Raw genomic sequence first — 16,414 nt, forward strand, 5'->3', positions numbered from 1 at the left:
TTAGACATTGTTAATTAGATTATATATAACCGACTGAAAAAGTCGGTTTTTTTGGTGGGAATATGATAGAATATTTGAAATTAATCTTGAAAATCGGAGGGCTGTTTAGTGGAAAAATTAAAAAATAAGTATGCACTTATTATAAATCTAATTCTAGTAGTGGGTTTTTTAAGTGTAAGTTTGACCAGTTATTTTGTTTCTTTGAGTTCACTTAGAAAAGAAATCCGTGAAAATCAGCTTCCCTTGACCAGTGACAACATATACTCAGAGATACAGAGAGATTTTTTACAGCCTGTTTATACTTCATCTCTCATGGCTATGGATACTTTTCTCAGAGACTGGGTAATATCAGGTGAAAAAGATGAAACTAAAATTGTAAAATATCTGAGAGAGATAAAAATGAAGTATAATACCTTTACCAGTTTTTTTGTCTCAGATCGAAGTTATAAGTACTATCATACTGATGGGATATTAAAAAAAGTCAGCAGAAACAGTTCTCGTGACGAATGGTATTTTCGAGTACAGAATATGAAAAATGATTATGAGATAAATGTGGACCCTGACATGGCAAATAATGATACCATGACAATTTTTGTAAATTATAAGGTCTATGGATACAATGGTTAATATATAGGGGCTACAGGAGTTGGTCTAAAGGTAGATGCCGTAAAAAATTTAATAGAAAGATACCAGAAAGATTACGGAAGTCAGATATATTTTACCGACAAAGACGGAAACATAGTTCTCCATGGTTCAAATTTTAAAATGGAATCAAACAATATCCATACAATAAAAGGCTTATCTGAAATTTCAGATGGAATTTTGAAAAATAAAAATGAAACTCAAAAATATAAAAAAAATGGGGAGTTTATCCATGTAAACAGCCGTTATATACCTGAACTTAAATGGCATCTTGTAGTTGAAAAAAGTGAAAAAAAAGCCATCAAAAATATTCACAAGGCCCTCTATATGAATCTAGGGATATGCGCAGTTATGGTTATAATCATCTTTGTTCTTATAAATATATTGACCTCTCCCTATGAAAAACAGCTTCACCAAATGGCCACCACTGATAAACTAACCAGGGCGTATAACCGACAGGCTTTTGACCTTATGATGATGCAAACTATAAAAGATTCTGAGAGAAACAGCAGCAGATTCTCAATTATTATTTTTGACATAGATTTTTTGAAAGAGGTCAATGATGAATATGGGCATCTGGCAGGTGACGAAGTATTAAAGAATGTGGCCACCTTAACAAAGACATTCCTTAGAAAATCGGATGTTTTTTCACGATGGGGAGGGGATGAGTTTATCCTACTTCTAAAAGACTGCGGTATAGAGGATGCATATAAGCTTGCTGAGGAAATCCGTAATAAAATAAAAATTAATAAGGTAATATGGAAAAACAATCATATCTCTAGTAGTGTGAGTATAGGGGTTGCAGAATATTACCTAAAAGAGGATGCTGATAAGCTTATAAGCAGGGCTGACAAGGCCTTGTATATTTCAAAAATAAATGGAAGAGACCGAGTTGAGAAGGGGTATTTAGAAGATAACTTTTCTGAAAAATCTAAACAGAAAAAAGCTATAACTGTCTGATCTTTGAAGGTTATTTAACAGTCTCGTTCTTACTAGAAGTAAATTCTTATAAATTACTGAATTTATCCAAAAGCTGTGTTACTTTCTTTGCTTGCCCAAAGAAAGTAACCAAAGAAAAGGCACCCCTAAAAAATACCTAAAATCACTTCTGAACTAACTTTCTATTGAAATATAGTTGGTAAACCTCCTTATTTCAATGAAAGTGGATTTCACAAGATGATTTCTTAACGGTATTTTTTAAAGGGGAATTTAAAATCTTAAATGATTTTTTTAAATCTTTTGAAATTTTTTTGGCCATTGATAAAATAAGCGTTAAGAATGACTGAGAGAAATCTCTAGAAAAAATCGACTGTCTGAGCGAAGCGAGTATCCAAAAAATAACGAGGGATACGAGTATATTTTCTGGTTCTCAGAAACTTGTTTTCTGAGTCTCATTACTTTTCTTGGATTTTCAAGGTTATTTAGCTGATTTTTCACAGGCTTGAACTTTTGGTTATGCCCTGACCGAAGGGAGGAAATGCCCTTGGGGTGCTTTTCTTTCAAGAGAAAAGTAACGAATTCCGATAAATTCAATACCTTGACTTAAAATAAAAGATTAGCTGAATATAATCTAGCAAAATAAAAAAACTTCCAGGTAATTTTTCATACTTGGAAGTTTTTTAAGTTAAATCTTATTAACTTAATTTTTACGTCTCCTTTATTGTGACGGTTCCTGTATAACCGTCTACCACGAGGGTCACACCTGTTTCGATAATTTCAGTGGCATTGTCTATTCCTGTGACACAGGGGATCCCGTATTCTCTTGCAATTATTGCACCGTGTATAAGCATACCACCTCTTCGCTCTACTATGGCAGAGGCGAATTGGACAATGAATGTCATGTTGGGATCGATGGCGTCACACACGAGAACTTCACCTTTTTTAAACAAGAAAATGTCTTTTTGGCTCTGGATTACCCTACTTTTACCGATTCCTATTCCAGGGCCTGCAGGCTGACCTGTAAACTTTCTCATTCTCATTTCCGAATTTTTGTCTATGGTTGCTATTTTTATAAGTTTATTTCTTTTTTGTTTGTCATTTGAAGGGAGAGGACTTGATTTTGTATCGACAGAAACTCTTGGTGAATAATCTGGATCTGCTAGCATCATAGCCACGGTATAGGGGGTGACTTTTTCATTGATTGAAAGCCTAATTTTCCCTTGATTTACAGAATCTAATAGGGCTGATTCTAGCTTTCCCAGATAGATGTTATCGTCATCTCTGATACGCCAGCTTATTCTTGCTAAATTTAAAATATCTTTTGCAAAATCTTGCTGATCTATTTTAAATGCCGATAGAAATTTATTTTCGAGATCAGATATATCTTTATATTCTTCTTCAAAATCAATATCGATATCTGCCATATTTAAGATTAGCCTGAGTACGTCTTTTTTATTTGCTAAAAGAGAATCTCCTCTATATGAAGAATTTCCATGGTGATGCATAAAAAAATCTAGAGCTTCAAAAAAATCTAGTGACGTATCATCAAAAATTTTATTTTTTAATTTTTCGTAAAGAACCGGATCATCCTTAATTTTTTTGATAAGAGATAAGAAAGATCTGTTTCTAGTAACACTTATCATATTGTCTGATTTTAAGAGTTCTGTAAATTCATAAGGATCGGTAGGTTTTACTGCATCATTGTATATTTTCCCAAAAAGTCTTACACCGTGGGCAAAGGGAATTAGCTCCTGCCAGTAGATGTTGTGCCATTTTTCGTATAATTCGATTCGTCTAAGGATTTCTTTTGATAAAGAAAGGTAGTCTATAGAAGAAATATCCATATTTTTCATATAAGCGGCAGCCTTTTCCATATCAGGGAGGATCTCTTCCTCTATACGCCTTTGCATATCCTTTAAAGTGTCAAAACTCTTTGTAAGGCTTCTATACCAGGGCCTCTTGTCCTCTTTTTCCCAGAGTTTTTCCTCTCCTCCTTCTCCTGTTAGTGTCGTTATAGGACGTACCTGGAGAAGATACACTTTATTGTCTTTTATGGTCCATTCCAAATCTATTGGAAATTTATATTCTTCATGGAGGTTTTTTAGGGTATTGTAAAGAATATTCAGTTCTCTTTCATCTAGCAGGCTAGTCTTTTTATTGCTGTATCTTTCTTTTATGCTTCCGTTTTCTATGTCGAGCATCCATCTTTCTGGTTCTATTTTGCCGTCTACGAGGTCCTGATTTAGGCCGGGAACAGCCTCTATCACCATCTGATACTTCTCTGTGGGATCTCGGCTGAAAGCTACTCCAGAGACCTGTCCTGTTATTAGCTCTTGTACGATAACCCCCATAGAGGATTTCCATGGATCTAGCCCTAATTCTTTTCTGTAAAGAAGAGCTCTGTCTGACCAGAGAGATGCCCATACCAGTTTTATATGGGTTATAATATTATCTATTCCTTTTATATCCACGTAAGATTCATGTAAGCCTGCGAAAGAAGAGTTGCTGCTGTCTTCTCCAGGGGCTGATGATCTAACGACCACAGGGATATCACTAAAGCCAGATAAACCTTGGCGAAGCTTTATGTAAATATTTTTTGGAATTTCTGTCCGCAGAAATAAATTTCTTATACGAAGAGACGTATCCCAGAGTTCTTCCCACCTCATTGCAGAAAGTTCTCTTCTTGCAAGTTCCATTCTAATTTTATCAATTAATCCTGTTTCATTTATGAAATTTCGGTATAGACCTTCAATGATAGAGATTCCATCAGGGATCAGGTAACCTGAAGATTTTAGCTTTGAAAGGTTGTATGCTTTTTCTCCTACTTTAGGGAGATCTTTTTTTCTTATTTCTTTTATTGGGATCATCATATCTATACCTCCCTAAGAGTTTTTACTGAACTCAAGTACAGAAACATTTTGAAATCTTTCAACTACATCATATCGGTTTATATCCACTGATACTACAGAACACCCTTTGGAAAAGGCAAATTCATTCATCTGGGGGTGTTTTGTAATAAATAAATTTAATAAATTTTCTCTTTCTTCTCCTGAGCTGTCTCGGGATTTTCCGGTGATTGTTATTCCCACAGCCTTTGATATATCCACCTTTTGGTTTTCACTGTTATCTATCATCAGTGATACATTATTATTTTCAGACAAATATTGAAATTTTCTTGTATCTCTAGGTGTTATGAAAACAAGTTTTTTTAAATCCTCAGTGAGGGCAAAGGCCACAAGACTTGTATAAGGCTGGTTTTTATTGGAAGTTGCAAGAACTGCAAAAAGCTGTTTGGAACCGATTTTACTAATTAGATTTTTTAATTCTTTTATGCTTTTCATATTGGCCTCCTTTATTTAAAGCCAGATTATATATTTTTCATTAGATTAAAAACGAAAAAATACAGTTATAAATTAATTATAATATGTATTTTGAGATTTTCATATGCTGAAATATATAATATTTACTGCTGTTTATATAAAAAACTCCCTTTTTAGACAGGGAGTCTTTTGGTTCTTACTGTTCTTCTGACTTTAAAACTGACATCTGATACTGCTTTGGAGTAAGGCTGTATTTTTTCTTGAAAAGTTTTATAAAATAAGAGATGTTGTCATATCCTAAGTCATAGGAGGTTTCAGTCACACTTTTTGTTTTTAAAAGTTCTTTCGAGTAATCTAGTTTTTTATCTCGGATATATTCAATAGGATTGCATCCGGTATTTTTTTTAAACATATGAGAAAAATTGGATTCAGACATATAAAGGGATTCTGAAAGTTCTTTGACAGAAATATTATTTGTTATATTTTCATCTATAAACTTTATAGATTTGGAGACAGGGTGAGAATCATTTGGATAAAGAAGATCGTGGGTAGATTCATCTTGTATAAGGTCATATACTAATTTTTGAACATAAAGGTCTATAAGAAATTTTTTATTATTGTTTTTTTCCCTGCTGGTGACAAAAAGATTCCATATATCCTCAGCAATTTCATTTCTCTTGCTTCCGAGCATATAATTTTTATGTTCTAAAGATTTTCTTGAGGATTTAAGTATATCTGTTTTTTTGAGAACTGTTTCTATGAGATTGTTGCTGAATTCAAAAGCCAGAGCCTTGGTGTTCTTTGTAATATCCATGTGGACATTAGAGTCAGAAGGTAGAAGAAGGAAGTTGTCCCTGTTATAGATTAGAATCTTACCATTTTCTAAAGTTACCTTTATCTCTCCATCTACAATAGTACAAAATCTTGGGAAATTAAAAGTTTTGTATTCTCCTGAGTAGTCTTTATCTAAATGATAGTAGAGTATTTTTACAAATTCGGTTTCTAGTCCTCCATTACCTTTTAGATCGTTTTTAAATGGCACCATGTTATCACCTGCTTAATTTGTTAAAATTATAACTATATTTTCAAAATAAGAGTAGTTTTTTCAAAAATATGTTAGTTTTTAAATTGATAATTTAATATAATTATTGAGTAAAATATACTTTATATTTGATATTGTGTCAATGAGAAAACATTAACCAAGTAAAAATAAAGTTATTTTTATCACCAACACTCCTAAAGTGAATTAAGAATAAGTAGGGTAAATAATGCTGGTTACACTTGTTAACCGGTCCCTAAAGCTTTTATCTTACTTATTCTGTCAAAGGCACAGAGTTGTAGAAAATTGATTTTTTTAGCTGTTGTGTTTAAAATAAATTTAGAGAAATATGTAGGCATGTTTTATCGTAAGGAATATGGAAACGGATACCTCTTAGCAGGTTAAATAATTTTAAACCCTTCCAATAATGTTGATAATGTTTGTGTTAGTATAGGCCATAATCCTTCGGTAGACAATTATTTCTTGATTTAAATTTTAAACACCACTTAATCAGCCGTAATGAAATTAATCAGTTCTTCTTAGAAAATTACTCGATAAAAATTAGACGTGCTAAATTGTTTTTATAGTGACATTAAAAATCTGACATCAACAAAAAAAACAGCTAATAAAGCTGTTTTTTTGTTTTGTATAATTTTATTCAACTTTAAAGATAAGTTTTTTAATCTGAAAACATATTCAAAAGAGCAAAATCTTTTTCTTCTATTACCTTTATATTGAAGCTGTCAGATATTTTTTGAAATTGATATGAATCAATAAGTCTTTTTTTTATTATAAATGCACTTTCCTTGGATGTGTTAAACAAAAGTAATATAAACCCTACAGAAGGAATATAACCTAGTATATCTTCATACCTAATATTTTCTAGCATAAGACCACCTAAATTTTCTATATTCTCTATTTTCATACAAGGAGTAAGTTTTTCAAAAAAAATATAGTTTAGGGGAAGAGAGTGTCTCTCAGCTTTAAACCGTTCTTTTAAAACAAGATCTTTTAAAATTTCTCCTTCATAAATCCGCCTGTCCCCTATAAAGGAATCATTGGGATTTTCTAATAGTTTGAATATCTCCTCCTTTACTTTTAATTTCATCTTGTGGTAAACCTTATCGTCAGATGCAATGGTGTTATGATGGTTTAGTAGACAGTTTAGCACTCAAAAATATATAATAAAAAATAAACATATTTAGGAGTGGCTATGATGGAAGAAAAAAGAAGATATGCAAGATTTTCAGAGGAGAAACAGAAGCAAATCGCTGAGCTTTCTTTCCTTAAAATAAAAACAAAGGTAGAGCTATCAAATGAATACGGTATTACCACTAATACTGTTGCTGCCTGGGAAAAGAAATACTTTGGAGGTCCTAAGAAGGACATGGAGTTAAGCGCTCAAGACAAAGAAATTATCAGGTTGAAAAATCTACTTAAGGAAAAAGAAGAGGATATAGAGATCTTAAAAAAGGCTACAGCCATATTCTCAAGGAAAAAAAGATAACTAAGAGGGAACTCTTTATCTTCGTTGAAATACACAGAAATGTTCATTCTATATCTCAGATATGTAGAGCCCTAGAAGTCTCTCGAAGTGGTTTTAATAAGTTTCAGAATAACAAAACTACTGAGAGAAAGAAAAAGGATCAAGGGATTCTAGATAGTATTCTAGAGGTCAGAAAGAACAGACATAAGAGGAGCTATGGAGCCCCTAGACTAAAGGTTGAGCTCAAAGATGAATATGGCATAATAACAAGCGAAAGACGAATAAATAGAATAATGAAAGAAAATGATATATCAGTTAATTCTACCAAGAAGTTTAAAACAGGAAATGAAAAGAGTAAAAGAGAAAATATCACAGGAAATATTGTAAAAAGAAAATTCAAAGTAGGTAGAAAAAATGAGGTCTGGGTTACAGATATCACATATATTTGGACAAGCGAAGGTTGGCTATATTTAAGCACAATTATGGATCTTTTTTCTAGAAGGATTATCGCCTACGATATAGGTAAGCGCATGACTAGTGAGTTAGTAATAGATACTTTAACAAGGTCATTTTTACTGGAGGAACCAGAGGAAGAACTGATAATTCATAGTGATCAAGGATCGCAATATTCGAGTAGGGAGTACTCTAACCTTGTAAAGAAGCTAGGATTAATCCAATCTATGAGTAGACGTGGGAACTGTTATGATAATGCAGTAATAGAATCCTTTCATGCTTCTTTGAAGAAAGAGATGATTTATGTAGAAGGTTTAGTAACTAAAAGGTATATGAAGGCAATGGTATTTGATTACATAGAATTTTATAATAAAGAGAGGAGACACAGTTTCTTAGGAAATGTCTCCCCTGTTGAGTTTGAAAAAATACAGAAAAAATTGGTGTTAGGTTGACTACTATATTGACAGAAGACCAGCAATGATGCTCTCGTAAAGAGATAGTAGTTCGTCTGCTTTTTTCTTCATAAATTTTTCTCCAAGGTAAAATATTCTTAAGAGACATTCTACCTTATTTTCCGTCAAAAATCCAATTTTTATAAGGGATTCAACCTACCATGTATACCAGTATCTATGGCATTTTATCTACTAGCCTAAATTAAGAATAGTTTTTATGGTATCTTCAAAGAAATGATTAAAGGGCTGTATTTTTTTTAATATAAAAAAACAGGATATTTATTTATTGTGTTTTAATTTTTAACGGAATTCCCATATAAATATTTTTTATAAAAAAAGAATTCACACAAAAAAATATTGACAAGTTGTTCTAAAAGTGGTAGAAATGTATTAGAGTGTGGTACCGATACCACAAGAGGTGATGAAAGATGACGATAAAAGAAATTGCAAGATTAGCAGAGGTATCTACTTCTACAGTATCAAGAGTATTAAATGATTCCGGTTACGTAAAGCATGAAGTCAGAGAAAGGGTAGAAAAAATAATAGATGATACAGGATATCTGCCCAGTGATACGGCAAAAGATCTGAAGAAAAAAAATACAAAACTTATAGGTATTATAATACCAAAGCTGAGTTCTAGGACTATAGGCCTTGTGGCAGATGGAATAACAAAAGTTCTTGATGAAAATGGATATAGTTCTATACTGGCAAATACCGGCTTGGATTTCAAAAAAGAGATTGAATTCATAAAGATATTTAAACAGAAGAGAGTCGACGGGATTATTTTTGTAGCGACTAATATAGCTGAGGAACACATAAAGTTATTGAAAAAGATGAAGATACCTACGGTTTTTATAGGACAGGATTCAAGTAGTTATGATTTTTCCTGTGTCGTTCACGATGATTATGGTGCTACAGTGGAGATGACAAACTATCTTTTGAATAAGGGACACCGAAAGATAGGATTTATAGGGGTAGATGAGATAGACAGAGCAGTAGGATATCAGAGAAGAAGAGGTTACGAAGCTGCCCTAAAGGAACACGGGATAGATGTAGACAGGAACCTTATCTCTATAGGTAACTTCGAAATTTCATCTGTGGATGCTTCTATGAGAAAACTTATGAAAGAAAATCCTACAGCAATATTTGCAGTTACTGATAACCTGGCTGTAGGTGCTATAAATTATCTCCTGAAAAATGGATACAGGGTTCCTGAGGATATATCAGTTGTGGGAGAGGGAGATTCTGGTATAGCGGAGATTTATAATCCTGGTTTGACGACTATAAAATATCAGTATTTAGAATCAGGAGAAGAGTCTGCCAGAGTTTTGATGAGAATTTTAAAAACCGATAAATCAGAAAAAAAAATAATGAATTATAGACTGGTGGAAAGAGAGAGTGCTAGGAAAATATAGCCTTCTCTTTTTTCCGGATTGTGGTATCGATACCATGTTTCGGAAAAATATTTTTATTGCTTTTATTTTAAAGTAAGGAGTGGATTTCAAATGGGTATTCTGTCAAAAATTTTTGGAAGTAAAAAAGTAGTTGAAAAAGAAGTAGCTGAAAAAAAAGTATTGGAAATATATTCTCCAATTGACGGCGATGTTGTGAGTCTTTCAGAAGTCCCAGACGAAGCTTTTGCATGTAAGGCTATAGGAGACGGAGTCGCAATAATTCCTTCAGGAGAGATGATATACTCACCAATGGATACAGAAGATATGAGCATATTTGAAACAAATCATGCAGTGTCTTTTGAGTCAAAAGAAGGTCTTGAGCTGATAGTTCATTTTGGGGTAGACACTGTGAATTTAAAAGGAAAGGGATTTGAAAGAATTGGAACAGAAGGATCGGCAAAGACAGGTGATAAACTTGTGAAATATGATCTTGAATATCTAAAAACCAATGCTAAATCTGTAAAAACACCGGTAATAATATCTAATATGGAGCTTGTAGAGGAGATAGAGAGAGTATCAGGGAAAGTAAAGGCCGGAGATCTTCTCATGAGGGTAAAAATGAAGTAAAAAAAAGTTATTGGTCTAAAAATGGTAATGTTATTCTAAAGCTATATAAAGGAGGAATGAAATGGATTATAAGAAAATTGCTCAGGAGATAATTATTGGTATAGGGGGAAGAGAGAATATATCAAGTGCAGCTCACTGTGCCACAAGACTAAGACTGGTACTAAATGACGAAACTAGTGTAAATAAAGAGAATATTGAAAAAATAGAGGGTGTAAAAGGAGCTTTTTCAACTGCAGGTCAGTATCAGATAATTCTGGGGCAGGGAGTTGTAAATAAGGTATATGCAGAGATGACAGGAGCGGGAGAGATAAAAGCCTCTTCTAAAAGTGAAGCAACCAAAGAAGCTATGAAAAATCTTAATATTGTTCAAAAAATTGCCAGAACATTATCAAATATATTTGTTCCTGTAATACCGGCAATCGTAGCATCGGGTCTTTTGATGGGACTTTTAGGTATGGGTGCAAGATTCAACTGGTTTGATTCATCTAGTGATATGTTTGCCCTTCTGGACATGTTTTCCAATGCGGCTTTTGTATTTTTACCGGTACTGATTGCATTCTCAGCAGCCAGAGAATTTGACTGCAACCCTTATCTTGCAGCAGCTCTCGGAGGGATTTTGATACATCCGGCACTTCAAAATGCCTGGACTGTGGGAGGAGGGATCACAGGATTCTTCCAAATTGGAGGACTTAAGGTAGCAAAGTTAGGTTATCAGGGAACTGTACTGCCTATACTTATAGCTGTATGGGTGATGTCTCATGTGGAAAAAAATATAAGAAAAATAGTTCCCAACGTTCTTGACATTATCTTGACGCCATTTTTGACAATACTTATTACAGGTTTTGTTTCGCTATTTATTATTGGCCCTGCTGGTAGAGCACTAGGTACTGGAATATCTCTTGGACTGGGATCGGTGCTGAGCGGAGCCGGTGCAGTTGCTGGACTTATTTTCGGAGGACTTTATTCTACTATAGTTATAACAGGAGTTCACCACTCTTTCCATGCCTTTGAAGCTGAAATGATAAAAAATATAGGCGGAAACTACCTCTTGCCTATCTGGTCTATGGCAAATGTGGCTCAAGGCGGAGCTGCCCTGGCTGTATTCTTTAAAACAAAAGACAAAAAACTAAAATCCATAGCACTTCCTTCAGGAATATCTTGCTTCCTTGGAATAACTGAGGCTGCCATCTTTGGTGTAAACTTAAAACTGATTAAGCCATTTATAGGGGCTGCAATTGGAGGAGCTGTAGGAGGAGCCTATGTAGTAATGAGCAAGGTCTTCATGACAGGAGTCGGGGTAACAGGGATACCTGGAACAGCCATTGTGTCTACAAATTCTACGGTTAACTATATTGTCGGTATGGCTCTTGCCCTGGGAGCATCATTTGTAGCTACATGGGTAATGGGTTTCAAGGAAAACAATTAAGGATTAAGAGGGACTTGTCCCTCTTATGCTTTATTTTAATTATAAATAAGTTGTAAAATACGGGAGTGAAGAGATGTTTAGTTTAATAAAAAAAGCCATGGATGAGGTGGAAAATAAAAAGAATATGGTAGAGAAAGATTATCACAGACTTTCTTATCACCTTATGGCTCCTTCAGGGCTTATAAATGATCCCAATGGATTTAGTTATTATGACGGAAAGTATCATCTTTTCTATCAATGGAATCCCTTTGAATGCAACCACAGTACGAAATTCTGGGGACATTTTACAAGTAAAGATCTGGTTTCATGGGAAAATCTTCTGCCAGTATTGGCTCCAGAGGACTGGTACGATAAAAATGGATGTTATTCAGGGAGTGCCATTGAAAAAGATGGTCAGCTAATTCTCTTTTATACTGGAAATGTGAAGGATGACTATGGGAACAGAGAGAGCTACCAGTGTCTTGCAATATCTGATAACGGAGAAGATTTTGAGAAATTAGGACCAGTTATTGTAAATCAGCCGGAAGGATACACCAGGCATTTTAGAGATCCTAAGGTGTGGAAAGAGGGAGAAGTATACTATGCAGTCATAGGAGCCCAAAGGGATAATCTCACAGGAGCAGCAGCCTTGTATAGTTCCGGTGACATGAAGAACTGGAATTTTTTAGGGGAGATAAAGACAAATCTCGAAAATTTCGGATATATGTGGGAATGTCCCGATTATTTTAAAATAAAGGGAGAAGGGGTTTTTATTTTTTCTCCTCAGGGAATACCACCAGAAGGAGACCGATATAATAACATATACCAGTCTGGATATGTGCTTGGAAATCTAGATCTTGAAAAGGCAACTCTTAATCATGGTGTATTTCACGAGTTAGACAGGGGATTTGACTTTTATGCACCTCAGACAATGATAGATGAAAAAGGAAGAAGGATAATGGTGGCCTGGGGAGGGCTTCCTGAGGTCACTTACCCAACAGAGGATAAAGGTTGGGTTCACTGCCTCACTATGCCTAGAGAGCTTGAGATAATAGATGGGAAGCTGGTGCAAAGACCTGTAGAAGAGATGAAAAAACTCAGAAGAGATTTCGTCCAGATTGAGGAGCGGATTTCCGGTAAAAAGACTTATCCTGGTATAGAGGGTGACTCCTTTGAAATGATCTGCAGAATGAAAAGTATAGAGGCTGGGGAATTTGGTATAAACTTACGTGTAGGTAAAAATGAGAAAACCACATTGAAATATAATAGGCTTGAAAAAAAAGTCACGCTAGACAGAAGCAATTCTGGAGAGATCTTTGCTGAAGAATACGGGACAACTAGAAAATGCCCTATTGATTCTTCAGAGATCACTTTTCATATATTTATGGACAAATCAATGATAGAAGTTTTCATAAATAATGGTAGAGAGGTTTTTACTGCTAGAATATTTCCAGATGAAAAAAGCCAAGGAATAGAGTTTATTTCAGATAGTGAAGCAGAAATAAGTATAAAAAAATGGAATATATGATGAGGTGAAAAGATGAATCCGAAAATAGTATGTATAGGGGAGCTTTTGATAGATTTTATCTGTAAAGATATAGATAGTGACCTTATTGACGGAGAAAAATTTGAAAAAAAAGCAGGGGGAGCTCCTGCCAATGTATGTGCAGCAGCGGCAAAGCTTGGTCAAAAGGTAGGATTTATAGGGAAGGTAGGATATGATTCCTTTGGAAAGTTCTTGGAGAGGACTCTTATAGAGACAGGAGTCGACACCAGGATGCTTTATTTTGACAGGGAAGAACCTACAACTTTAGCTTTTGTTTCTCTCAGGAAAGACGGAGAAAGAGATTTTATATTCAACAGGGGAGCCGATGAAAATCTTTCTTTTAAAGAACTGGATTTGGATAAACTAGAGGAAGTCAAAATATTTCACTTTGGGTCGGCTACAGCACTTTTAGGTGGAAACCTCAAAAAAACCTATTATGAACTAATGAAATATGCAAAATCTAAAGGGGCCTTTGTTTCATTTGACCCAAATTGGAGAGGAGCACTTTTCGGTGAGAGAAAAGAGGAGTTCAGAGCCGAAAGTATAAAATGTCTTGCTCAGGCTGATTTTACAAAGGTTAGTGACGAAGAGGCCAGAATTATAAGCGGGAAAGAAAATCTTGAAGAGGCAGTTGACGAGATTCATAAATACGGGACAAGGTCTGTTGTGGTAACTTTGGGGAAAGAGGGAACCCTTCTCAGCATAGACGGAGAAAAAGTAGTAGTTGAAAGTATAGGGGTGAAATCAGTAGATTCCACAGGAGCAGGAGATGCTTTTATAGGTGGAGTTCTGTATAAGCTGTCAATGGAAGAAAATCCAAATAAAGCTATCTGTGATTTTGAAAAAACAAGGGAAATAGTGAGCTTTGCCAATAAAGTAGGTGCTATAACATGCACTAAATTCGGAGCAATTGCCGCACTTCCGACTTTAGAAGAAGTAGAGGGAATTTAGACAGAGAAAATTTGAGTATTTAATAATAACTGCGGGCAAGTTTTGTAATGAATAAAATTGATGCTAAACCTTTTTCAGATGCTGTCTGGAAAAGGTTTTTTTGTATATTTTATGATTAGGCAGATTGCAGAAAATAAAAAATCCCTTATAAATATTATTTTATAAGGGATTTGGAAATCACTTGGGAATTCTCTTTTGAATTTTAAGTGATATATTTTATTTAAATTTTCTTTTAAATTCAACATATCCATTTTTTCTAAGTTTGCAGGCGGGACATTCTCCGCATCCATTTCCGATTATTCCGTTATAGCATGTAAGTGTCTCATTTTTGATTATATCAAGAACTCCCAGGTCATCTGCCATTTTCCAAGTTTCTGCCTTGTCTAACCACATAAGAGGTGTGTCGATTACAAACTGGTAGTCCATGGCCAGACTGAGAGTTGTGCTTATAGATTTTATGAATATATCCCTGCAGTCAGGATAACCACTAAAGTCACTTTGGGACACTCCAGTTATAACATGATTGATATTTCTCTGTTTGGCGAATATAGAGGCGAAAGTCAGGAAGATCATGTTTCTTCCGTCTACAAATGTATTTGGAAGTCCCCCTTCAGGAGCTTCTTTATCTACCTTTATATCTGTTCTTGTTAGAGCATTTGGAGCCAGCTGACTGAGAAGTCCCATATCGAGTATATGGTGTTCTACATCATATTTTTTACAGATATCTTTAGCACACTGAAGTTCTAGATCATGCTTTTGACCGTAATTAAATGATAGTGCTATAACCTCTTTAAACTTTTTTTTTGCCCAGAATAGCAGGGTAGAGCTGTCCTGACCACCGCTAAAAACCAATACGCATCTGTCTTTATCTATTATATTCTGCATCAATAATTTCCTCCTATGATCTGTAAAGTTCCATAAGTCTTCCATAAAGGGCATCATCTGATTTGAATCTTCCCCTCAGGGTAGTGGTAATAGTCTTAGTTCCAGGTTTTTTTATACCCCTGGTGGTCATGCATCCATGCTCACCTTTTACTATTACAGCCACATCGTGACTTTGAGTTACTTTTTGGATTATTTCTGCTATATCTTTTCCTATTCTCTCTTGAAGCTGAGGTCTTCTTGAAACCATATCTGCTATACGGGCTATTTTACTAAGCCCGATCACCTTTTCCCTAGGTATATATGCCACAGCTACTGTCATATTGTACATAAGTGAAAGATGATGTTCACAGTGGGAAAATATGTCAATATCCTTCATAAGTACCATATCGCTTCCAGGTTCGGTATAAATATCCTCTTCATCAAAAGTAACCCCATACATATCTGCTATATCATCGTTTGTATAGGCGAGACCCAAAAATATCTCTGCATACATATTTGCAACTCTCTTTGGAGTGTCAACTAGACCTGGTCTGTCAGGATCGTCACCTAAGGCTTCTAATATTCCTTTTACATGTTCCTCTATTTTTTTCTTATCTATTTTTTTCATTATACACCTCTTTCTTCTGGACTCCATATGATTTTATGAAGCTGTATCTGCAGCCTCACCTTATTTAACTTATTGGTTTTCATAAATTCTACTATGGTTTCTCCTTCAATTTCCTTATATATTGGGCTGAAGAACACATGACACACTTCTGTCAGGTGATATTTGTCAATTAAATCTTTTGCTTTGGAAAGGTCGTATTCATTTCCAACTACAAATTTTACCGTGTCATGTTCTGTAAGAGTCTCAAAGTTTTTCAAAAGCATTTTTTCTTCCATAAGGCTTGAAGATCCTTTATAATCCATTGTAAATGATAATCTTCTGCCATGATTTTTTCTGAATTTCTGTATAGCTACACTGCCGTTGGTTTCCACCTCTATACACAGCTTTTCATCGGTGAGCAGATAGTCTATGAGCTCTCCCACACCTTCCTGTATAAGGGGCTCTCCCCCAGTCAGGGTTACATTAGTCACCCCGGTACTCTTGATATAATCATAAATCTCTTCTTTGCTCATTGATTTAAAGACTACATCATCTTGGTTGGCCCACATGGTATCACAGTAGCTGCATCTCAAGTTACACCCCGCCAGTCTTATAAATACCGCCAACTCACCGGATTTTTTACCCTCTCCGTTTATACTCACAAAGGTTTCTACGACTTTATAATTCAT

16 protein-coding genes are annotated in these 16,414 nt (G+C 34.8%); 9 read left to right on the top strand and 7 right to left on the bottom strand.

What is annotated here, in order from left to right; all coding sequences use genetic code 11:
• Window positions 1–108: 108 nt before the first annotated feature.
• Together ILYOP_RS16055 and ILYOP_RS16060 are read left to right on the top strand one after the other, a co-directional pair.
• Window positions 109–627: a hypothetical protein gene (locus tag ILYOP_RS16055; protein ID WP_245546527.1), complete on the top strand. Its 519-nt coding sequence runs from the start codon at window positions 109–111 to the stop codon at window positions 625–627.
• 138 nt (window positions 628–765) lie between these two features.
• Window positions 766–1,602 carry a GGDEF domain-containing protein gene (locus ILYOP_RS16060; RefSeq protein ID WP_245546528.1) on the top strand — a complete coding sequence of 279 codons (837 nt, stop codon included), beginning with the start codon at window positions 766–768 and terminating at the stop codon, window positions 1,600–1,602.
• Window positions 1,603–2,288: 686 nt separating this feature from the next.
• Here ILYOP_RS16060 and ILYOP_RS11600 read toward each other — a convergent pair.
• From ILYOP_RS11600 to ILYOP_RS11615, 4 genes are all read right to left on the bottom strand, one after another.
• A complete protein-coding gene (locus tag ILYOP_RS11600) occupies window positions 2,289–4,451 on the bottom strand; it encodes a PEP/pyruvate-binding domain-containing protein (protein ID WP_013388686.1) in 2,163 nt (720 codons plus the stop codon).
• Window positions 4,452–4,463: 12 nt separating this feature from the next.
• Window positions 4,464–4,922, bottom strand: coding sequence for a pyridoxamine 5'-phosphate oxidase family protein (locus ILYOP_RS11605; protein WP_013388687.1), 459 nt, complete (start codon window positions 4,920–4,922; stop codon window positions 4,464–4,466).
• 175 nt (window positions 4,923–5,097) lie between these two features.
• Window positions 5,098–5,946, bottom strand: coding sequence for an AraC family transcriptional regulator (locus ILYOP_RS11610; RefSeq protein WP_013388688.1), 849 nt, complete (start codon window positions 5,944–5,946; stop codon window positions 5,098–5,100).
• Between the two features lie 673 nt (window positions 5,947–6,619).
• Window positions 6,620–7,048, bottom strand: coding sequence for a hypothetical protein (locus ILYOP_RS11615; RefSeq protein WP_013388689.1), 429 nt, complete (start codon window positions 7,046–7,048; stop codon window positions 6,620–6,622).
• 105 nt (window positions 7,049–7,153) lie between these two features.
• Here ILYOP_RS11615 and ILYOP_RS11620 point away from each other — a divergent pair, with 105 nt between their 5' ends.
• The 7 genes from ILYOP_RS11620 to ILYOP_RS11650 all read left to right on the top strand — a co-directional run bounded on the left by ILYOP_RS11620 (window position 7,154) and on the right by ILYOP_RS11650 (window position 14,254).
• Entirely contained in the window at window positions 7,154–7,447 is a 294-nt protein-coding gene (locus ILYOP_RS11620; RefSeq protein WP_083789061.1) for a transposase, read from the top strand.
• Between the two features lie 17 nt (window positions 7,448–7,464).
• Window positions 7,465–8,331: an IS3 family transposase gene (locus ILYOP_RS11625; RefSeq protein WP_245546512.1), complete on the top strand. Its 867-nt coding sequence runs from the start codon at window positions 7,465–7,467 to the stop codon at window positions 8,329–8,331.
• 428 nt (window positions 8,332–8,759) lie between these two features.
• Window positions 8,760–9,746: a LacI family DNA-binding transcriptional regulator gene (locus ILYOP_RS11630; RefSeq protein WP_013388690.1), complete on the top strand. Its 987-nt coding sequence runs from the start codon at window positions 8,760–8,762 to the stop codon at window positions 9,744–9,746.
• 90 nt (window positions 9,747–9,836) lie between these two features.
• Entirely contained in the window at window positions 9,837–10,352 is a 516-nt protein-coding gene (locus tag ILYOP_RS11635) for a PTS sugar transporter subunit IIA (RefSeq protein WP_013388691.1), read from the top strand.
• Window positions 10,353–10,413: 61 nt separating this feature from the next.
• Window positions 10,414–11,778, top strand: coding sequence for a sucrose-specific PTS transporter subunit IIBC (locus ILYOP_RS11640; RefSeq protein WP_013388692.1), 1,365 nt, complete (start codon window positions 10,414–10,416; stop codon window positions 11,776–11,778).
• 73 nt (window positions 11,779–11,851) lie between these two features.
• Window positions 11,852–13,285 (top strand): glycoside hydrolase family 32 protein, encoded by a 1,434-nt coding sequence (locus tag ILYOP_RS11645; protein ID WP_013388693.1) that lies wholly within the window; start codon window positions 11,852–11,854, stop codon window positions 13,283–13,285.
• 12 nt (window positions 13,286–13,297) lie between these two features.
• Window positions 13,298–14,254: a carbohydrate kinase family protein gene (locus ILYOP_RS11650; protein WP_013388694.1), complete on the top strand. Its 957-nt coding sequence runs from the start codon at window positions 13,298–13,300 to the stop codon at window positions 14,252–14,254.
• A gap of 216 nt (window positions 14,255–14,470) precedes the next feature.
• Here ILYOP_RS11650 and queC read toward each other — a convergent pair whose 3' ends face one another.
• From queC to queE, 3 genes are read right to left on the bottom strand one after another with little or no spacing between them, the layout of a single operon-like run.
• The gene (queC, locus tag ILYOP_RS11655; RefSeq protein ID WP_013388695.1) at window positions 14,471–15,139 is read right to left on the bottom strand and encodes a 7-cyano-7-deazaguanine synthase QueC; all 669 of its coding nucleotides are present in this window, start codon (window positions 15,137–15,139) and stop codon (window positions 14,471–14,473) included.
• Between the two features lie 13 nt (window positions 15,140–15,152).
• Window positions 15,153–15,746, bottom strand: a complete 594-nt coding sequence (gene folE / locus ILYOP_RS11660) for a GTP cyclohydrolase I FolE (protein ID WP_013388696.1) — start codon at window positions 15,744–15,746, stop codon at window positions 15,153–15,155.
• Window positions 15,746–16,414: a putative 7-carboxy-7-deazaguanine synthase QueE gene (queE, locus tag ILYOP_RS11665; protein WP_013388697.1), complete on the bottom strand. Its 669-nt coding sequence runs from the start codon at window positions 16,412–16,414 to the stop codon at window positions 15,746–15,748. Before queE ends, folE begins: the two co-directional genes overlap by 1 nt.

The organism is Ilyobacter polytropus DSM 2926, assembly GCF_000165505.1.
GTDB classification, from domain to species: Bacteria; Fusobacteriota; Fusobacteriia; order Fusobacteriales; family Fusobacteriaceae; genus Ilyobacter; species Ilyobacter polytropus.

Bases quoted from the DNA above. Each gene is read 5' to 3' on its own strand.
- ILYOP_RS16060 (WP_245546528.1), top strand. From the start codon at position 766: ATGGAATCAAACAATATCCATACAATAAAAGGCTTATCTGAAATTTCA.
- ILYOP_RS11600 (WP_013388686.1), bottom strand. From the start codon at position 4,451: ATGATGATCCCAATAAAAGAAATAAGAAAAAAAGATCTCCCTAAAGTA.
- ILYOP_RS11605 (WP_013388687.1), bottom strand. From the start codon at position 4,922: ATGAAAAGCATAAAAGAATTAAAAAATCTAATTAGTAAAATCGGTTCC.
- ILYOP_RS11610 (WP_013388688.1), bottom strand. From the start codon at position 5,946: ATGGTGCCATTTAAAAACGATCTAAAAGGTAATGGAGGACTAGAAACC.
- ILYOP_RS11615 (WP_013388689.1), bottom strand. From the start codon at position 7,048: ATGAAATTAAAAGTAAAGGAGGAGATATTCAAACTATTAGAAAATCCC.
- ILYOP_RS11620 (WP_083789061.1), top strand. From the start codon at position 7,154: ATGATGGAAGAAAAAAGAAGATATGCAAGATTTTCAGAGGAGAAACAG.
- ILYOP_RS11630 (WP_013388690.1), top strand. From the start codon at position 8,760: ATGACGATAAAAGAAATTGCAAGATTAGCAGAGGTATCTACTTCTACA.
- ILYOP_RS11635 (WP_013388691.1), top strand. From the start codon at position 9,837: ATGGGTATTCTGTCAAAAATTTTTGGAAGTAAAAAAGTAGTTGAAAAA.
- ILYOP_RS11640 (WP_013388692.1), top strand. From the start codon at position 10,414: ATGGATTATAAGAAAATTGCTCAGGAGATAATTATTGGTATAGGGGGA.
- ILYOP_RS11645 (WP_013388693.1), top strand. From the start codon at position 11,852: ATGTTTAGTTTAATAAAAAAAGCCATGGATGAGGTGGAAAATAAAAAG.
- ILYOP_RS11650 (WP_013388694.1), top strand. From the start codon at position 13,298: ATGAATCCGAAAATAGTATGTATAGGGGAGCTTTTGATAGATTTTATC.
- queC (WP_013388695.1), bottom strand. From the start codon at position 15,139: ATGCAGAATATAATAGATAAAGACAGATGCGTATTGGTTTTTAGCGGT.
- folE (WP_013388696.1), bottom strand. From the start codon at position 15,746: ATGAAAAAAATAGATAAGAAAAAAATAGAGGAACATGTAAAAGGAATA.
- queE (WP_013388697.1), bottom strand. From the start codon at position 16,414: ATGAATTATAAAGTCGTAGAAACCTTTGTGAGTATAAACGGAGAGGGT.